We start from the raw sequence: 19475 nt of genomic DNA on the forward strand, positions 1-19475 counted from the left end.
CGAGATTTCGGCAATCAGTTTCTCTTGCGCATGACGTATTGCGCAATTCCCTGGATGGAATCGAGATTCTCGGGCAGCAGCTCGCTGTCTTCGACCGTGATGCCGAAGGTCTCCTCGATGAAGCCAATTACCTCGAGCACACCCGTCGAGTCCACGATGCCCTGGTCGAGGAGCGAGGTGTCGCTCTCCAGGCTCTCGGGATCGGCTATATAGAAATTCGAAGCCAGGAAAGCGCGAATTTGTTCGCTGTAGGTATCGGTTCTAGCCTTAGTAGATAACATTGATTTCGCCTCCGGTATAAAAAATGAATGCTGATCAACTTCGCTCTGGTACCGACTCATGACAGGGCCGTTTTTTTGAGTTTGCCCGTGTCGGTGATCGGCAGACTGGGTACGATGACGATGGATTTCGGAACCATGAAGTTTTCCAGCCGTCTCTGGCATTCTTTCTGCAACTGCTTTTCGCCGATCATGCTTCCCTGCTCCATCACGACAAAGGCCTTCACTGCTTGCCCGAGCAGCTCGTCCGGAACGCCGATGACCGCGGCTTCCCGTACACCCGCAATGTTCATCAACACGTTTTCCACCTCCTTCGGCGCTATCTTCTCTCCGCGCGATTTTATGATCTCGTCGCCGCGACCAACAAAATAGAGGTAGCCTTCGGCGTCCATCCGGCAGTAGTCGCCGGTGTACAGGACCTGCTCACCCGGCAGGGGGCCGGGCTTGAGCTTCCTGGCTGTCGCCTCCGGCTTGCCCCAATAGCCTTTCATCACCGTCGCTCCGCGGATGACGAGCTGACCAACGACGCCGGGGCCGACCCGCCTGTCATGCTCGTCGACAATCCACATTTCCGTGTTGGGGATGGCGATCCCGACGCTCAACGGCTTTCGCTTCAGATCGTCCGGCGGCAGGTAGGTGCAGCGCTTGCATTCAGTAAGGCCGTACATCGAATAGATACGGGCGCCAGAAAACAGCTCCTGAAGCAGGAGAATGTGCTTGAGCGGCAGGGCGGCCGCAGTGTTGGTGACGTAGCGAATGCTCGAAAAATCCTGATCCCTGAGAGACTTGAGCTCCCCGAGTGCGGCAAAGATGGTCGGTACGCCGGGAAAAGCCGTCACCCTCTCTTGCTTGATCAGCCCAAGGATCTGCGCCGGGAAGGCGAACGAACGCTCAAGCACGAGGCGGGCCCCGGCGCCGAATGCCATGATCATCTGGTAAAGACCGTAGTCGAAGGCGAGGGGCAGGACGTTGAGGATCACCTCGTCTTCGGCAAGCGCCAGATATGAGGAAATCGAGGCGCACGCGGCAATCATGTTTCGGTGCGTCAGCATCACGCCCTTGGGCTCGCCCGTCGAGCCGGACGTATAAATGACCGCCGCGAGATCGATATCGATGCAGCGGCGCGCGGGCGGCGTGCTTCGGGCTGCCGCGACCGCGGTGTCCCAGCCCACAGCATGCGGCAGTTCTTGCAGGTCGCTGCGTTCGATCGGCCCGGAAACGATCATGCGGCGCAACGATGGGCAATTCCGCGCCGGCTCCCTGAAAATCGAGTGCAGGTGTTTGTCGGTGATCAGTGCCGTCGGGCGGCAATCGTTGAGCAGATAATCAAGCTTGTCGCTTTTGGTAAGCGGATTGACGATGCATACCACGGCGTTGGCCTTGAGTACGGCCCAGAACGCTACGACAGCCTCGACACTGTTGTCGGCGAAGATCACCACCCGATCGCCACGCGCGACTCCAGCCTCGCTCAAACTATGCGCTATAGCGTTCGAGCGCGTATCGAGATCGCCATAGGTGACACGTTGGTTCCCGCACACCAGGGCCACTTTGCCGCCGACCCGGCTGGCGGAGTGGGTGAGATAGTCGTGCAGGAGCGGTACGGCGCCGTGCATCACGCGAGCACCTCTTCGCGATGTTCGCGGTCGATATCGATGCTGAGCTTGAGCGTGCGAGCCCCACTTGGCCGGCTCGCGATAAATTGCTGATGGAGAAGCTGCGTCGACAGCACTCCGACCAGCGCCATATTATCGGAGTTGGACAGGTCGCCGCCGCCGGCGCTGGCCTGGCACTTGCTCAGGAGCCGGGTAACCGACTTAGGATCGAAGACGTTCGCTTCGCGCAGCGCCGGCTCCGAAAGTGCTTCGCGAATGTAGGCCGGAGCGCCATCTGCGACGAAGCAAAGCGCGTTGGGGGCCCGGTAGGGCTGCTTCTTACGGGTGACGATCTCCGATGGCACGATCGGTTGCGCCACACGTTTCAGCACGTGCTTTTCATCGAGCACGCGCAGCTTGTAGGCGGCCGGAAGCGAATTCGCGAGCCTCACGAGTTCATGATCGAGGAACGGGAAGCGCCCCTCGACGGAATGAGCCATCAGCATCCTGTCCCCTTGTGAGGAAAGCAGGTATCCCGACATCAGCGTCTGGATCTCGATATACTGGTCCTGCGCAAGAGAGCCCCATCGCGAAAACTCCGCCGGCAGGCGGGCAAGCAGCTCGGATACGGCGTTGCGGCGCTCCGTTTGGGCGCGCATGTCTGCCGAAAACAGCCGCTTGATGGCGCTTGTGGTACGCCAGCGCGTGCCATGCGCAAAACCAGGCGCGTCACAGGCGTGGATGTCGCGCCCGAAGAACTGGCGTGCCATCGCCTGCTGTTGCACCGGCGAGCGGCTGAGATAGGGATAGAGGCGCTCCAGCAAACGGGAGCGTCGCGTCGAGGCGGGCTGGCGTCCCCAGAAGCGGCGGACCTTGCCCTCGCGGAACAAATCGTAGCCGGCGAACATTTCGTCGGCCCCTTCGCCCGTCAGCACGACCTTGATGCCATGCTGGCGCACCAGTCTCGAGAGCAGGAACAGTGGTGCCGGCGCGGTCCTCAGGATTGGTCGCTCGGTGTGGTAGATCACCTCAGGGAAAATGCCGGCGATATCGCTGCGCGAAACGACCACCTCATGATGGTCACTGCCGGCCACGCCAGCGACCAGGCGCTGGAAATGCGTCTCATCATACTCGGCGTCGGCAAAACGCAACGAAAAGGTCTGGAAGCGCTCGCCCGCGAAGCGTCTCCCCAGCGTGGCGACCAGCGAGCTGTCGAGCCCGCCGGACAAATAGCAGCCGACCGGCACGTCGGCGCGTACTATCCTGAGCGCCGTCGCGGCCTCCAGGGCGCTGCGCACTTCCTCCACCGCATCATCAAGCGAGCCGCTGAATTCATCATCGCCGGGTCCGTCAATCTCGGGATAGTCAGGCTTCCAAAAAGCCCGGTCGCGAACGACGCCGCTGTCATAAATACGAATATGCCCAGGCGTGAGTTCGCTTACTCCTCCAAACACGCCCTGTGGCGGCGTAACAGTCCAAAGTGTGAAAGTCTGATCGATGCCGGCTGGATCGAAGGCGCGGGGTATATCCGCATCGGCCGCGAAAATGGCTTTCACTTCGCTGGCGAAGTAAAGCCGCCCGCCGTGCTCGCAAAAATGTAGAGGACAGATGCCGAACCGATCCCGCGACAAGACGAGACGACCCGCCACGGAGTCCCAGATGGCGACTGCCCACTGCCCATTCATCCGCTCGAAGGCGGCCTCGCCCCAGGCATGATAGGCATGGACGATGACCTCGGTGTCGCTGCGTGTGCGGAAGCGATAGCCGAGCGCGACCAGGTCTTGTCGCAGCTCGACATAATTGAAGATTTCGCCGTTGAAGACGATCCACATTGTGTCGCCCGCGCCGGCGAGTGGCTGCTGACCGCTTGCGAGATCGATGACGGACAGGCGGGCATGCGCCAATCCCGCACGTCTGTCCCGGTAAAGGCCGCGCTCGTCCGGGCCGCGATGCGCCAGCGCGCCCACCATGCGCATCAGCGCATCCCGGGGCGGGGGAGCCGCGGCGGCGCTCAGCGACACAATTCCGGCGATGCCGCACATCGCCTAGCCTTCGCCCATTGAAGAGGACACCAATGGCCGCGCGTGAAGATAACGTGCGGCGCGCCGCTTGCTGTCGATATCCTTGAAGACTTTCTGGACCTGCGCCACGGTGAGGCCGGTGGCCTCGGCGACGTCTTCGTCAGCTATCCCGTGGTTCAAGCCGTAGAGGCACAGATCCATCAGATAATAAGGCAGCGCGAAGTAGAACTCCTCCTGGCTCTGCGCCATCGAGAAGGTGTCCGTGGTGGGCGGTCTGCGCCGGACCTCTTCCTCCACCCCAAGATAGTCGGCCAACTGATAGACCTGGGTCTTGTAGAGATGGACGATCGGCATCAGATCGGCAATTCCATCGCCCTGCTTGACAAAGAAGCCCTGGTCGTACTCCAGGCGGTTCGGTGTGCCCGCTACCGCGTAGTTGAGGCGGTCGGCATGGTAGTATTCGGTCATCTTGCGCAGGCGCTGCTTGTAATTGGTTGCAGCGACGATCTGCAGGTAGGTTGCCGACGGCAGACGCACCGTGTCAGTCCTGCCGTCAGGGTCCTGAACCGTGAGGCGCGTGATGTTGAGACCGTTGCTCTCGAGAACCGAGGCGAGCACCAGCTTGCATTTCCAGCCGTCCCCATATTCGGGAACGACAGTCTGGATTGCTTCGGTCTGCCGTCTATAGGCGCCGATCGCTTCAAGGGCCGGCGTTATATCCTCCAGGATCGTATCGATACCAAGCTGTGCGGCAACAGTGCGGCCGAGCCTTAGCGAGTCGCCGGAGGAATGGTGCTCCGGCATGAATATCCCGAGGACCTTGTCTTTCCCAAAGGCGCGAACACACAACGCGGCGACGACTGAGCTGTCGATGCCGCCTGAGAGGCCGACAACCGCCCCTCGACGTCGCAGCGTGCCAAAGACCTGCTGCCGCAAGATCTGGACGATCCGATCGACTTCCGCGCCAGCATCGAGCACCAGCGCGTCCTTGCCGAATGTTGAGATCAGGTCGATGGCTTGTACTCCAGTTTGCGAGACTCGGTTGGCGAATAGGTTTGCGCTACCGCTTTCTCGATGAGGGGACGGTTGGTGGCGAGGTAAGGCTCTATGACCAGATCGATGTGGGTGCCGACGATCGGAATCACCTCCAGATGGGCGAAAACGCGATCCCAGCCGATGGCCAGAGTCATTCCGGGTCGAGCACAGCGAAACAGGGTGCCGGTGATCGGCAGCGCCGGCTTCGGCTCCGTCAGCCATTGGAAGAAGGCCCGTGCCCGCAAAACCTCCTGCAGTTCCAGTTTGGTTCTAAAGCTCGTCGCATTGAACTGTCCCTGAGCGTAGCGATCGAGAAGCTGGACCAGTTGCGCCTCTCGCCTCATTTTAACGGCGACTTTCGCGAGGGCGCGGCAAGCCATCCGGTAAGCGGATACGCGGTTGGTCCGGATTCGATTGAATGTGCGCGTAAACGTCTCCAAGTAGGCGCTTCGCTCGCCGACGAGGCTGGTGTCGAGGATGCCGAGGAACTTTACGGTTCGCCCCGCGGCCAGCAGCCGCGCCGCAACCTCGAAAGCAACAGCGCCACCGAGCGAATGGCCGAGAAGTCGTACATGGCCCGACGGTTGAGCGCGGCGGATCTGCTCGACGGCGGCATCGGCCATGTCGGCGAGGCTGTTTTGTCCGCGCAGTATCAGAGCCAGAGCCGGATACCTGATCGGGGCAACGCGGGTGACCTTGCCCATCGCTGCTGCAAAGGCAGCAAGGCTCGGGCCATAGCCGACGGATCCCGGGAACAGAAAAAGAATGGGAGGTTTGTGCTTCTCGGCGCGCGCGCTGTGATCGCCTGCCTGGGCAGATACGACCGCCTTGACCATTTCGTCCAGGCTCATCCCGACGGTGAAGGCCTCAAGACCGAGTTCCTGCCCGATGGCGCTTTCGATTTCCATGACGCAGTGCAGCAGCTTCAGCGAATCTCCTCCGGCGTCATCCCAGCGCCCTGTCGCCACGCGCGTATTGAGAATGCTGGTCCATGCCCGCTGGACGACCTGCTGCGCCGTCAGCTTGCCTCGCTGCTCGACCGGACGCGCGGTCGCTGCTGTCTCTCTGGCGGAAAGATCCATCTCTGCAAGTGTCGTGATGTCGACTTTGCCGCTCGGCAGATGCGGAATTTCGGCGATAGTGTGCAACCGCAAGGGACGCAGCGGCGGCGGCAGATTGGTCCTGACAAGCTGGCGAAGCTCGTCCGAAAAGGTCGCTTCGGCCGAGCGCCGAGGAACAACAAAGGCGACAAGCTCATTCGCCGCAGCCACGATTGCCACAGCATCCGCGACAGAGGGTGCGCAACGCAGCACCCGTTCGAGTTCGGCTGGCTCGACGCGTCGACCATTGATCTTTACCTGGCGCCCCTTGCGACCGACGATGTGCAGTAGGCCTTGATCATCAAGTCGAACGAGGTCACCTGTCGCGAAAATCCGAAGGCCTGGATCGTCCGGGTCTGATGTTGCCGGGACAACCGCCCCGTCCTCCCAATGGCCAAGCAAGACATACGGGCTCCTGATCAAAAGCTCTCCTCTGCGGCCCGGTTGAACGCGGCGGCCCGTTTCGTCGACAATTGCGAAGGTGATTCCAGACAGCAGCCAGCCAACTGGAACCGAATCTCCATGCTCCGGCCAGTCTCGCGGCAAGAACCATTGGGCGCCGGTGGTCTCGGTTGACGAGTAACCGATCTGGATGAGGCACGTATCGGAGACGGCCTCGCGCAGCAGGGCGATGTCGGTCCAGGGCACCTTCTCACCACCGATCCGGGCGATTCTAAGTGAATGGAACGCCTCAGCAGGTCCGTCTGCCATGAGCGCGCGAAGCAGCGCCGGCACTAGATAGGTGATTGTAACGCCTTCGGAACGCACCAGGCGTTGAACGGCGCGCAAGCCGACCGCTTCGACTTCGACCAGATGCAAGGTGGCGCCGGTGAGAAGAGCTGCAAGAATTTCCCGGCACCCCGCGATTGTGGCGGGTCCGGTCAATGGCAGGAAAACATCATCCGAGTTGATGTGGCATGCATCGACATATTGCTGGACCCGGCACAGCAAGCTGCGCTGGCTGTTAACGATGCCTTTGGGCCGGCCCGTGCTTCCTGACGTATAAAGCACGATGGCGGGCGCATCGACCGATACGGAATAAGACTGAGGCACTTGCCCAGCCTGCGAGGCCGCATTGGTGGACACATCGATCCAACTGACCCGGTCAGGCAAGCCGTCGGGTCGGACATTGCCCTCGCCCAGGATGGCTGAGAGCCGCGCCCCGGCGACGATTTCAAGAATCCGCGAGCCAGGATCTCGCGCGTTCAGTGGCACCGAAGGCCGTCCAGCCGACATGCTTGCCAGCATGGCGATGGGATACCAGGCCGAGTTGGCCTGAAGAATACCTATCGCCTGTCCGTCTGGGACGGCCGCCGCGATCTGGTAGGACAGCGTCTCAACTGACCGGAGAAGCTGGGAATAGGTCACACGATTGGCGCCGTCGCTGATTGCAAGCTTGTCGGGGTACTGGCGGACGATACTTCTCAGGTGCTCGAAGGCGGCAATGTTGGTAAAATCGGCGCCCAATCTTTGAAATGGGCGCAGTACGGGACCACCCTGATCCAGTGCGTATTGTGGGACACTTGACCATTTATCGGAGGTCGCTGTCTGACAATCCACCGCTAGATCCTGATCCGCGATTTCTGATCCCAAATATGCCGAAGACATGAGTTGCCCACGCTAAGATTAGGGTCACTTATCGCCCCCCGCCCCAATCTTTTCATCGATCATTCTGATGATGCCCTTCCCCTGTTTCGCAAGCCGTCGGCCGAGCCAATCATGCCGGGCCCGCCTGGTGCGCATGACGCAGCGAGCACCGGTCTTTGTGCCAAGTTGGCAACGCCTGTTCCACACACGCCACGGCGGGATCGAAGATCAAGGTGAGACCGAAGACGGAATTGCCGCTATTCAGGCATATTGCCTATTCGGTGTTTCTCCCGGGCGATACCGGCGATGCTTCGGTGTCGGAATAGCTCCCGGGGACGAAACAATATGCATAGATCTGTCCCCGATTTTCGTCGGTCACGCGGATCCAATCCTTTTCCCACGTTCGGAAGGTAATACGCCCGCCCGTCGTCATAGCTGCGGCTCTGAACGGACTCGGCGCGTTGACAACGCGCACCGAGATAACATCGTCGCCGTCCATACGCTCGACGAGATACGTCTGCATGAAAGCCTCCCCATGCCCCGCTAGATCACCCGCACTTTAACGGCGGCTAATGGATTCGGTTGCAACTGCTTGGCGAAACTTTGGGTCCTATACTTTCCGTACCTAGCGCACCGGGTCCCTCCCACGCCGTATCCGTCAGGTTTTTCAACGACCGGGATGCCCATTCAGGCAGGCTGATTCCGGCCACGCCGGCGATATGCCGCGCTTCGATCCAATCTGCGCCGCAGCGTTAGGCCTCCGCCTCCGCCGGCAATGGAAAAGACGCTCGAAGAGGGCTCCTTTATGCTGTCCCTGATCTGGCATTCTGTCCGTGATTTAGCCGCATCGAACGACCCTGCGGGCCTTTGCGGGACGTCCACATCGCGTGGCGTCGCCATCACCGAGGCATGACAATGTGCGTCGGCGGACAAATGAGGCGGCAGGCTGGAACGTCAATCGTATTTGGCCAGGAAGCGGCCGATGGCGGCGAGGCAGTCGTGCTTTTCCTCGACATGCGGCATATGGCTGGAATTCGGGAAGACCAGGCCTTCGACGTGCGGAATACGATCGAGAAAGGGCTGGACGCAGGCCTCGGTCGCTTCGTCGTAGAAGCCGCGGAAAACCAGGGTCGGCGCCTCGATCTGATGCAGGCGGTCGACGATGGTCCAGTTCCGCATCGTGCCGATGACGTGGAACTCATTGGGGCCGTTCATCGTGTGGTAGACGGTCGGATCTTTCTCGATTGCCGCAAATGTCCGGGCGACCTCTGCGGGCATTGGAACGACGCGACAGACATGGCGGTCGTAGAAAGCCTTCGTCGCCGCAACATATTCGGGGTGATCGGTCGTTCCTGCCGCCTCGTGGCGGTTGAGCGCACTTTGCACATCGGCTGGCAGACCGGCGCGCAATTGCCGGGCTCCTTCCACCCACAGAGCCATAGAGGCCAGCGAATTGGCCAGGATCAATGCCTTGAGCCCCTCAGGGCGGCGCACGGCGTGCTCGGCCGAGAGTATGCCGCCCCAGGATTGGCCGAGCAGGGCGTAGCGCCCGGCAATGCCGAGATGGGCGAGCAGCGCATCGAGTTCGCCCAGGAAGAAATCGACGGTCCAGAAGTCGCCGCCCTTGTCCGGCAGATGGGTCGATTTGCCGTTGCCGATCTGATCGTAGTGGATGACGGCTCGCCCGGTTCCGGCAAGCTCCTTGAATGAGTCCACATAGTCGTGTGTGCAGCCCGGTCCACCATGAGCGACGACCAGGGGCAGCTTGCCGGAGGTGAGATTGCCGGTCACCCGGTACCAGGTTCGATAACCCTTATAGCCGCTAAATCCTTCGGTGGTCGCATGTGCCGTCACAGTCCAAGCTCCGCATCATGGCGCGGCAGGAGCCACTTTGGTGGGCCTCTCCCAAGCCTTGTTTGCGGTCGACGGTACTAAGCGGCCCGGCGCATTTACAGCTAGCATTATTTATAGGTTCGCCGGTTATGGGTTTGCCCGAGGCAAGGCCGATCACCCGCAGGTCGCGAGCCTCAATGCTCCGGTTCGAGCAGCCGGTAATGGGCGGCGAGCGCGATGGCATGGAAGCGGTTGCGCGCGCCAAGCTTGCGGGTCGCCGCGTTGAGGTGCAGTGTTGCGGTCGGCACCGCGCGGCCAATCTCACGCGCGACCTGCTTGGCCGTCAGTCCGGCAGCGGCCAGGCGCAGGCACTGGCGTTCGCGTGACGTCAGATGGACATGTTGGCAGGTGCGGATTCCGGCGTCGAAACCGGCGTAGACGGAATCGTGCAGCAGATGACCCAGATCGCCGATCTCGGCGATGAAGGGTCTGGCTTCGACCTCGAACCCGGCCTCCGGATCGGCACGGATCGCGGTGAAGGTGGCGAGATCGCCGCCGGCAAGGCGAATGGGTACGGTGACGCCGCAGGTCATCCTGGTGTCTAGCAAATAGCTGACCACGGGATCGTGCTTGGACTGAAGCACGCGCTGCATGACGGTGCTCTGAACGCCGCTGTGCGACCACAGAAACGGTCTCGATACGGTGAGCGCGGCCTCCTGCACGGGGTCAAGCTGATAATATCCGCCCTTGCACCAGAGATCCTGCATGTCGCGCGGCACGTTGCGTAAAGCCATCAGCGACGGCGTGATAAGCTCGCCCTTGTGACTGACCGGCACGGGCGTATAGTCGTAGATGAATGCGGTGAAACCGATGGGCTCCAGCGCCTCCGTTGCCACCGCCATGGCAGCGTCGATGCTCATTCCAGTTCGGAACCGGCTCTCTAGATCGCCTGGGAGGCTTTGCATCCGGCAAGCTTACCCCCTGATGATTGCTTGTCAAATAGCCATGTCGGCCGGCTGCTCAACAAATAGGCGGGGATAAGCCTGTCCGACCCTATCTATCTTAATAGCTATCCCGCCCGACCTCGCTCGCCGTAGTCTTTGCAATTGGGCGAAGTAGCGGACGCCGATCGCAAACCCAGGATTGTTTTTAGCCGCGCGATAGTCGATCGACCGAATGAGCGCGGCAAAGGCCGACACGCCTCCATGAGGGAACATATATGCGACCCCAAAAAGCATTTGCAGCGTTAATACCCGGCCTGGCTCTGCTCGGCGTGACCATGATGTCGCCGGCAAGCAGTGCCTTGGCCGCCGAGGGCAAGCCAGGCGGCACACTCCGACTGCTGGCCAATGCCGCGGCAGGCACCGCCGATCCGCACATCAACTACACGCTGCAGTATTTCCAGATCAATTATGTCCTCTACGATGGCCTGGTGACCTACAAGAAGGCCGGGGACAAGACCGGCTTCGAGGTAGTCGCGGACCTGGCGGAAAGCCTTCCGCAAGTCGAGAACGGCGGCAAGACCTACGTCTTCAAGCTGCGCAAGGGCATCAAATTCGCGGATGGCTCGGATGTTACGACAAAGGACGTCGTGGCTTCGTTCCAGCGCATCTTCAAGATCAGCGGGCCGACGGCCGGGACCTTCTACAAAGGCATCGTCGGTGCGGATGCGTGCTTGAAGGCTCCCGCAACATGCACCCTCGACGGCGGCCTGTCGGTCGACGATGCGGCCGGAACCATTACCTTCAACCTGGCCCAGCCGGATGCCGAGTTCCTGCAGAAACTGGCCGTTCCGCACGCGTCGATCCTGCCCGCGAGCGCGCCGCTCAAGGACGCCGGCACCGATCCGATCCCGGGTACCGGACCCTACATGATCGCCAGCTACGACCCCAATAAGCTGATGAAGATTGTGCGCAACCCTCATTTCAAGGAGTGGAGCAAGGAAGCGCAGCCGGCCGGATATCCGGACGAGATCGACTATGAATTCGGCCTCACTGACGAGGCGGCGGTGACGGCGGTCGAGAATGGCCAGGCGGACTGGATGTTCGATCCGCCACCGTCCGACCGTCTCACCGAACTCGGCACCAAATATGCCAAGCAGGTCACGGTGCACCCGCTGACGGCGATGTGGTATGCGCCGATGAACACCAATCTGGCGCCGTTCAACGACATCCGCGTTCGCCAAGCGGTGAACTTGGCCATCGACCGCGCCGCGATCGTCAAGCTGTTCGGTGGCAGCAATCTGGCGCAGCCGGCCTGTCAGATCCTGCCGCCGGGCTTCCCGTCATTTGCAGCCTATTGCCCGTTCACCGCCAATCCGGGCGAGAAGTGGTCCACGCCGGATATGGACAAGGCCAAGCAATTGGTCGCTGAATCGGGAACCGCAGGTCAGGAGGTGACGATCATCACCGAGGACACCACGGTTTCCAAGGCGATCGGCGTCTACCTGCAGGATGTGCTCAACCAGCTTGGCTACAAGACGTCGGTCAAGCCGATCTCGCAGAACATACAGTTCACCTACATCCAGAACACCAATAACAAGGTGCAGATTTCAATCTCGCAATGGTTCCAGGATTACCCGGCGCCGTCGAATTTCCTGGAGGTCTTGTTCAGCTGTGCCTCGTTCACGCCGGGTTCCGACGCCTCGGTCAATATTTCGGGGTTCTGCGACAAGTCGATCGACGCGTCGATGGACGAGGCAGAGGCAGCCACCATCGCCGATCCGGCCAAGGGCGCGACACTCTGGACCGCCATCGACAAGGCGGTGACGGACAAGGCTCCGGTCGCTGTCCTGTTCACACCGAAGCGTGTCGATGTCATTTCTTCCAGGCTGAAGAACTTCACCTTCAGCCCGCAATTCTACTGGATCGTCAGCCAGTCCTGGGTGGAATAACCTCCCGGAGCCAATGCGACGGAGCGCCGCCGGCTCTCCGTCGCATTTCCTTTTCCGGCGGATCAGCGCATTTTCCAGGCCGAGATATTTCGTAGGCAATCCTGTTCATGGTCAATGTCATTGCGGACCAGCCCGCCGTCCCGGTTCGCCGGGCCACCGATGGCCCGTGGCGCACGGCATGGCGCAAGTTGAAAGGCGATCGTTCGGCAATCTCGGCATTCGCCGTGCTCGTCGCCATCGTGATCGCCTCGCTCGCGGCGCCGCTTTATGCGCGATATGTCTCCGGCACCGATCCATTCGTGACCAATCTCAATGGCGAGATCGTCGTCGATGGGGTGGCCCAGCCGGTGCTGCAGCCCTCTACCGAAGGCCTTGGCCTCGGCATGACGCCGATCGGGCCGACCTGGCGCATCGGCCCCTATATGCTCGGTGCCGACAACCAGGGCCGTGACGTCGCGGCGCGGCTGCTTTACGGCGGGCGGGATTCGCTATTGATCTCGGGTGCTGCAGCCGTGCTTTGCCTTGTCCTCGCGACGTCTCTGGGGGTTGTTTCCGGCTTCTTCGGCGGTATCGTCGACATCGGCCTGTCGCGCATTCTCGACGTGCTCTGGGCCTTTCCGATTTTCCTGTTGGCGATTTCGTTGTCGATCGTACTGATCGCGCAGAGTATCCAGATCGGTCCATTCGAAATCCGCTCCGGCAGCCTGTGGCTACCGGTCTTCATCATCGGCATCGTCTATGTGCCCTATGTGGCGCGGCCGATCCGTGGCCATGTCCTGACCTTGATGCATGCCGAATTCGTGATCGCCGCGATCGGCCTGGGCGCGTCGCCCTGGCGCATCCTTTTGCGCGACATCATGCCCAATGTCGTGACCCGGATCATCGTTTTCGTGCCGTTGATCCTGGCGCTCAACATGATGACGGAGTCCTCGCTGTCGTTCCTGTCGATTGGCGTGCAGCCGCCGGATGCCAGCTGGGGCACGATCATCCAGGACGGCCAGGGCCTGCTCTATTCGCGGCCGGTCGTGGCACTGGCACCGGGGCTAGCCATTGTCATCACGGTGCTGGCCCTTAACATTCTGGGCGACGGCGTGCGCGACGCGCTCGATCCGAAATCCTCGCCGAGGGGCGTCTAGTGTTCGCCGCGCTCGGCTTCCGGCTTGGCCAGATGGTGCTGGTCATGTTCGGCATCAGTGTCGTCGCTTTCCTGATCTTCTTTGCGACGCCCGGCGCTGATCCATCGGCGCGCATTGCCGGCCGCAATGCTTCGCAAGAGACGTTGGTCCAGGTGCGCCACGATTTCGGTCTCGACCGGCCATTGCCGGTGCAATATGGGCTGATGATGAACCGGCTTTTCGTCAGCCGCGATCTCACCTCCTTCGTCAATCGCGGGCAGCGCGTCATCCCGACCGTGATAAGCGCTATTCCCGTAACGCTGTCGCTGGTCGGCGGCGCGGCAGTGCTGTGGGTGCTGGGTGGACTGATCGTCGGGGTGATCGCAGGCGCAACGCGCGGGACATTCATCGATCGCATGCTGATGATCCTGAGCCTGGTAGGCGTGTCGATCCCGGTCTTCTGGCTGGGCGAGGTCGCCAACCTGCTGACGCAAAGCCGCTGGCACGACAGCTGGCTGTTTTCCTGGGTTCCGCCGCTCGGCTACATCCCCCTGACCGAGAATCCCTGGGGCTGGTTCAAGGCGCTTGTCATTCCTTGGTTCACGCTGGCAACCCTCTATGTTGGCCTCTATGGACGGGTGTTGCGGGCAAGCCTGATCGAGATGATGCAGGAGGATTTCATCCGCACGGCCCGGGCCAAGGGGATCGGCGAGCGCCGGGTGCTGCTGCATCATGGCCTCAGGACCTCGCTGGTCGCATTCGTCATCATGTTTGGCCTCGATTTCGGTGCCCTGGTCGGCGGCGGCGCGCTGCTGACCGAAGTGGTCTTCGGATTGCAGGGTGTCGGAAAACTGACCTATGAGGCGCTGCAGACCCTCGATCTGCCGATGATCCTGGCCACGGTGATCTACGCCGCCTTCTTCGTGGTGATGGCAAACTTCGTCGTCGACGTCGTCTTCGTCATCATCGACCCGAGGGCGCGCAATGTCGGCTGATGCTCCTCTTCTGGTGGTGAAGGACCTCACTGTCTCCTTCCGCAGCGACGAGGGTCTGGTGCGGGCGGTGGGAGGTGTTTCGTTCTCCGTCGAGCAGCGCGAGATCGTCGGGGTGGTCGGCGAATCCGGTTCTGGCAAAAGCCAGACCTTGCTCGCCATCATGGGGCTGATCGACAGCCCCAACGCTATCGTCTCCGGTTCCATCCGTTTCATGGGACAGGAGCTGATCGGGCTCAAGCGGCGTGCGCTCGATGCCATTCGCGGCCGCCGGATCGCGATGATCTTCCAGGATCCGATGTCGGCGCTCACCCCGGTGTATACGATCGGCAACCAGATCGGCGAGCAGGTGCGTGCGCATGAAGAAGTGTCGGCGAAAGCGGCACGGGCGAGGGCCGTGCAGTTGCTGGATGCGGTCGGCATCGCAAATCCGGATCGGGTCGTCGACAGCTACCCGCACCAGCTTTCCGGCGGCATGCGCCAGCGTGCGGTGATTGCGATGGCGCTCTCCTGCAACCCGGCACTGCTCGTCGCGGATGAACCGACTACAGCCCTCGATGTTACGGTGCAGGCGCAGATCCTCGAACTGATCGGACGATTGCGCGACCAGTTCGGTTCCGCGGTGATCCTGGTAACGCATGATCTTGGCGTCGTCGCCGAAGTCGCGGATCGGGTCCTGGTGATGTATGGCGGACGCTTTGTCGAGGAGGGCGGCAAGAGCAGCGTGTTCCGGGCGCCGCTGCATCCCTACACATGGGGCTTGTTCGGCTCGATCCCGCCGATGGAGGGACCACGTCCAGCCCGGCTTGCGGCCATCCCGGGGATTCCACCGTCGCTCTCCAACCTGCCGAAAGGCTGCGCCTTTGGCTCCCGCTGCGCCTTTCGCCACGACGCGTGTCTGGTCCAGCTGCCGATCATGCAGGGCGAGAGCCATCGCGCCGCCTGTCTGTTGCCGGAGCCTACGCGCAGAGAATTCGCTGCCCAGAGGCTTGGCGGCGTGGAGATGCAACGATGAATGCCGTGCCGCGCCCGCTGCTCCGCGCCGGCGATCTGTCGAAGCGCTATAGCGTCGGCCGCTCTATCTTGCCGGCGCAGCGCCGGACCGTGCATGCGGTCGATACGGTGTCGCTCGACATCTGGCCCGGGGAAACGCTCGGCATCGTCGGCGAGTCCGGTTGCGGCAAGTCCACGCTTGGCCGATGTCTGGTGCGTCTGACCGAAATCAGCTCGGGGTCGCTGGAATTCGAGGGCCGCGACATCAGCGACGCTTCCCAGCGTCAGCTCCGTCCGCTGCGGCGGCAGATGCAGATGGTCTTTCAGGATCCCAGCGCTTCGCTCAATCCGCGCCGGCGGATCGGCGATCTCCTGGCCGATCCATTCCGTATCCATGAACGCCTCTCGGCATCGGAAATGGCGGACCGCGTGGCTGAGCTTCTGCGCCGGGTCGATTTGTCGCCCCAGCATGCGTCGCGCTATCCGCACGAATTCTCCGGCGGTCAGCGTCAGCGTATCGGCATCGCCCGCGCGCTGGCGCTGCGGCCACGGCTGATCGTGGCCGACGAGCCGGTCTCGGCGCTCGACGTGTCGATCCAGGCGCAGATCGTCAATCTGCTCGCCGACCTGCGCGAGGAGTTCAACCTGACTTATGTGTTCATCGCTCACGACCTTTCCGTGGTGCGCCAGATCTCGAGCCGTGTGGCGGTGATGTATCTGGGATCCATCGTGGAGAGCGGGCCGACCGACGAAGTCTTTGCGGCGCCCAGACACCACTACACCGCGGCGCTGCGTTCCGCCGTGCCGATCCCCAGCATCGACCGGGCGCCGCGCGGCCGATTGGTACTCAGGGGTGACCTGCCCAGCCCGATGAACCCACCTTCGGGATGCCGGTTCCACACCCGCTGCCCTACCGCCACGTCCCTCTGCCGCAGCGAGCGTCCACTTCTCCAAAGTATTGGCGAGGGCCGCCTGGTTGCTTGCCATCATCCGGCCGGCGGTTGACGACGGCAATTCTCGTTCAGCGATATCGCATCAGGATCGTTCAGCCGCAATCGTCGCTAGGCGAGAATGGAGGCCGATCTGGACGCCGCACGATCCGGCGCTATGTTGCGCTTCGGCGCTGCGCGGCCGGGCATCGCGAATGCCTAATACTAAAGTAACTGTTTTCGCGTTGCCGAGCGATGCTACGATTTGAGGGACGGGCATAGGCGGCCGCACAGCGCCGCGTGATTTTGTGCCGGAGAGGAAGGAATGTGGGAGGCCACTCTTCGTTCTGTAGCAGGCAGCCGCCGACATGTTTGCTCGGTTATCGACCATAAGGGAGGAAGTCACAAATGAAGATATCGTACCTGGTCTCGGCCGCGCTTCTTGCCGCGACTGCGATGCCTGCCGCAGCCGCCGAGATTTCCGACGGCAAGGTCAAGATCGGCATCCTCAACGACCAGTCGGGCGTCTATGCCGATTTCGGCGGCAAGTGGTCGGTCGAGGCCGCCAAGATGGCGGTCGAGGATTTGGGCGGCAAGGTACAAGGCTCGCCGATCGAGATCGTCAGCGCCGACCACCAGAACAAGCCGGACATCGCCTCCAACATTGCGCGGCAGTGGTATGACACCGAACAAGTCGATTCCATCATGGAACTGACCACTTCCTCGGTGGCGCTCGCCGTCCAGGGGATTTCCAAGGAAAAGAAGAAAATCGACATCGTCACCGGCGCCGCGACCACCGAGCTTACCGGCAAACAGTGCTCTCCCTACGGCTTCCACTGGGCCTACGACACGCATTCGCAGGCAGTGGGGACCGGTGGCGCTCTCGTCCAGCAAGGCGGCGACAGCTGGTTCTTCGTCACCGTCGATTATGCATTCGGATATTCGCTCAAGGAGCAGACCGCAAAGTTCGTCGAGAGCCATGGCGGCAAGGTGGTTGGCGAGGTGCGTTATCCGCTCGCCTCGACCGACTATTCATCCTTCCTGCTGCAGGCGCAATCGTCGGGCGCCAAGGTCATCGGCCTGGCGAATGCCGGCCTCGACACCTCCAACTCGATCAAGCAGGCGGCCGAATTCGGTATCGTGCAGGGCGGCCAGCGTCTTGCAGCACTTCTGTTCACGCTGGCCGAGGTGCATGGGCTCGGCCTCGAGGCGGCGCAAGGCGTGGTGCTGACCGAAGGCTTCTACTGGGATCGCGATGACAAGAGCCGCGATTTCGCCCAGCGGTTCTTCAAGCGCACCAACCGCATGCCGAATATGATCCAGGCTGCCACCTATTCGGCGGTGACGCAGTATTTGAAGGCGATCGACAAAGCCGGCACCGACGGAACGGAGGCGGTTGCCAAGGAATTGCATGCGATGCCGGTGAACGACGTCTTTACGGCAAACGGCAAAGTGCAGGCCGACGGCAACATGGTTCACGATATGTATCTCTATCAAGTCAAGTCGCCGAGCGAGAGCGCCAAGGAATGGGACTATTACAAACCGCTCGCCACGATCCCCGGTAGCGAGGCATTTCTGAGCGCCAAGGAGAGCGGCTGTCCCACGGCAGGCGAGTGATTGGCGGACCGATGGCGCCGCCTGAACCGAATGGGCCGCGGATGGTGCTTTCCGCCCGCGGTTTGCGGCGCGAATTCGCCGGTTTCGTCGCGGTCAGGAATGTCGATCTCGACCTCTACCACGGCAACATCCACGCGCTGATCGGGCCCAACGGCGCCGGCAAGACCACCGTCTTCAACCTGCTCACCAAGTTCCTGCCCCCCACCAGCGGCAGGATCGAACTGCTCGGCCACGACATCACCCGCACCTCGCCGGCCAAGGTCGCGCGGATGGGCCTGGTGCGCTCGTTCCAGATCTCGGCGGTGTTTCCACATCTCAGCGTGCTGGACAATGTACGTGTTGCGCTGCAGCGGCCGGGCGGGCTCAGCGTTCAGTTCTGGCGCCCGCTGTCCGCGCTCGATCGATTGACGCTGCGCGCCGAGGAGCTTTTGCGGTCAGTCGGCCTCGACGATGCCAAGAACAGGCCTGCCGCCGATCTCTCCTATGGCAGGAAACGCGTGCTCGAGATCGCCACGACGCTGGCGCTCGACCCGAAAGTGCTGCTGCTCGACGAGCCGATGGCCGGCATGGGGCATGAGGATGTGCGCACGGTTTCCGACATTATCCGCTCGGTCGCCAAGGAGCGCGCCGTGCTGATGGTCGAGCACAATTTGACTGTTGTAGCCGATCTTTGCGACTGGATAACCGTCATGCAGCGCGGCGAAATCCTTGCCGCCGGCGACTACGCCACGGTCAGCCGCGACGAACGGGTGAGGATCGCCTATATGGGCACCGCCGATGAGTGACGCCGCGCCGCTTCTCGCAGTCCGCGGCCTCAACGCCTGGTATGGCGAGAGCCATGCGCTGCACGGCGTCGATCTGGAGGTCTTTCCAGGTGAAACGGTGACGTTGCTGGGCCGCAACGGCGTCGGCAAGACCACAACATTGCGCGCCATTATCGGGCTGATCCGCCAGCGGACCGGCCAGATCGCTTTCGACGGCAAGGATTTGATGCGCCTGCCGCTGCACCGGACCGCGCATCAAGGCCTTGGCCTGGTGCCCGAGGAACGCGGCATCTTCGCAACGCTGACCGTGGACGAGAATCTGGTCCTGCCGCCGATCGTCGCCGAGGGCGGCATGAGCGTGGAGGAAATATTCGACCTTTTCCCCAATCTGAAGGAGCGCCGCAACAGCCCGGGCACCAGGCTGTCGGGCGGCGAGCAGCAGATGCTGGCGATCGCGCGCATGCTCAGAACCGGCGTGAAAATGCTGCTTCTCGATGAGCCGACCGAGGGCCTGGCTCCGGTCATCGTGCAGCGCATCGGCGATCTGCTGACGACGATGAGAAAACGCGGCATGACGATCCTGCTGGTCGAGCAGAATTTCCGCTTTGCCAGCCGCGTCACCGACCGTTTCTACCTGATGGAGCACGGGAAGGTCGTGGCGGGCTTTCCGGTCGGCGAACTGCCGGATCGCATGACGCTGCTGCATGAAGTGCTGGGTGTATGATG

At 61.8% G+C, this 19475-nt stretch carries 16 protein-coding genes; 8 read left to right on the plus strand and 8 right to left on the minus strand.

What is annotated here, in order from left to right; all coding sequences use genetic code 11:
• Positions 1-14: 14 nt before the first annotated feature.
• The 8 genes from AC0L2P_RS14925 to AC0L2P_RS14960 all read right to left on the minus strand — a co-directional run bounded on the left by AC0L2P_RS14925 (position 15) and on the right by AC0L2P_RS14960 (position 10366).
• Positions 15-281, minus strand: a complete 267-nt coding sequence (locus AC0L2P_RS14925) for an acyl carrier protein (RefSeq protein ID WP_473502058.1) — start codon at positions 279-281, stop codon at positions 15-17.
• Between the two features lie 56 nt (positions 282-337).
• Positions 338-1891, minus strand: a complete 1554-nt coding sequence (locus AC0L2P_RS14930) for a class I adenylate-forming enzyme family protein (RefSeq protein WP_473502059.1) — start codon at positions 1889-1891, stop codon at positions 338-340.
• Positions 1891-3912 (minus strand): asparagine synthase (glutamine-hydrolyzing), encoded by a 2022-nt coding sequence (asnB, locus tag AC0L2P_RS14935; RefSeq protein WP_473502060.1) that lies wholly within the window; start codon positions 3910-3912, stop codon positions 1891-1893. Before asnB ends, AC0L2P_RS14930 begins: the two co-directional genes overlap by 1 nt.
• Before the next feature lie 3 nt (positions 3913-3915).
• A complete protein-coding gene (nadE, locus tag AC0L2P_RS14940) occupies positions 3916-4899 on the minus strand; it encodes an NAD(+) synthase (RefSeq protein ID WP_473502217.1) in 984 nt (327 codons plus the stop codon).
• Entirely contained in the window at positions 4896-7634 is a 2739-nt protein-coding gene (locus tag AC0L2P_RS14945; protein ID WP_473502061.1) for an AMP-binding protein, read from the minus strand. Before AC0L2P_RS14945 ends, nadE begins: the two co-directional genes overlap by 4 nt.
• Positions 7635-7887: 253 nt before the next feature.
• Positions 7888-8136 carry a hypothetical protein gene (locus tag AC0L2P_RS14950; protein WP_473502062.1) on the minus strand — a complete coding sequence of 83 codons (249 nt, stop codon included), beginning with the start codon at positions 8134-8136 and terminating at the stop codon, positions 7888-7890.
• 431 nt (positions 8137-8567) lie between these two features.
• Positions 8568-9467: a proline iminopeptidase-family hydrolase gene (locus AC0L2P_RS14955; RefSeq protein ID WP_473502063.1), complete on the minus strand. Its 900-nt coding sequence runs from the start codon at positions 9465-9467 to the stop codon at positions 8568-8570.
• A 173-nt stretch (positions 9468-9640) separates the two neighbouring features.
• Positions 9641-10366: a LuxR family transcriptional regulator gene (locus AC0L2P_RS14960; RefSeq protein WP_473502064.1), complete on the minus strand. Its 726-nt coding sequence runs from the start codon at positions 10364-10366 to the stop codon at positions 9641-9643.
• A gap of 299 nt (positions 10367-10665) precedes the next feature.
• Here AC0L2P_RS14960 and AC0L2P_RS14965 point away from each other — a divergent pair, with 299 nt between their 5' ends.
• From AC0L2P_RS14965 to AC0L2P_RS15000, 8 genes are all read left to right on the plus strand, one after another.
• Positions 10666-12339 carry an ABC transporter substrate-binding protein gene (locus AC0L2P_RS14965; protein WP_473502066.1) on the plus strand — a complete coding sequence of 558 codons (1674 nt, stop codon included), beginning with the start codon at positions 10666-10668 and terminating at the stop codon, positions 12337-12339.
• Between the two features lie 107 nt (positions 12340-12446).
• Positions 12447-13475 carry an ABC transporter permease gene (locus AC0L2P_RS14970; protein ID WP_473502068.1) on the plus strand — a complete coding sequence of 343 codons (1029 nt, stop codon included), beginning with the start codon at positions 12447-12449 and terminating at the stop codon, positions 13473-13475.
• Positions 13475-14449, plus strand: a complete 975-nt coding sequence (locus tag AC0L2P_RS14975) for an ABC transporter permease (RefSeq protein ID WP_473502069.1) — start codon at positions 13475-13477, stop codon at positions 14447-14449. The genes AC0L2P_RS14970 and AC0L2P_RS14975 overlap by 1 nt, the downstream gene beginning before the upstream one ends.
• Positions 14439-15461, plus strand: coding sequence for an ABC transporter ATP-binding protein (locus AC0L2P_RS14980; protein WP_473502070.1), 1023 nt, complete (start codon positions 14439-14441; stop codon positions 15459-15461). The genes AC0L2P_RS14975 and AC0L2P_RS14980 overlap by 11 nt, the downstream gene beginning before the upstream one ends.
• Positions 15458-16444: an ABC transporter ATP-binding protein gene (locus AC0L2P_RS14985; RefSeq protein WP_473502071.1), complete on the plus strand. Its 987-nt coding sequence runs from the start codon at positions 15458-15460 to the stop codon at positions 16442-16444. Before AC0L2P_RS14980 ends, AC0L2P_RS14985 begins: the two co-directional genes overlap by 4 nt.
• Before the next feature lie 332 nt (positions 16445-16776).
• On the plus strand, positions 16777-17985 hold the full coding sequence (locus tag AC0L2P_RS14990; protein ID WP_473502072.1) for an ABC transporter substrate-binding protein: 1209 nt from the start codon (positions 16777-16779) through the stop codon (positions 17983-17985).
• A gap of 11 nt (positions 17986-17996) precedes the next feature.
• Positions 17997-18770 (plus strand): ABC transporter ATP-binding protein, encoded by a 774-nt coding sequence (locus AC0L2P_RS14995; RefSeq protein WP_473502073.1) that lies wholly within the window; start codon positions 17997-17999, stop codon positions 18768-18770.
• Positions 18763-19473 carry an ABC transporter ATP-binding protein gene (locus AC0L2P_RS15000; RefSeq protein ID WP_473502074.1) on the plus strand — a complete coding sequence of 237 codons (711 nt, stop codon included), beginning with the start codon at positions 18763-18765 and terminating at the stop codon, positions 19471-19473. The genes AC0L2P_RS14995 and AC0L2P_RS15000 overlap by 8 nt, the downstream gene beginning before the upstream one ends.
• Positions 19474-19475 lie beyond the last annotated feature (2 nt).

The organism is Mesorhizobium sp. WSM4836 (genome assembly GCF_055811815.1).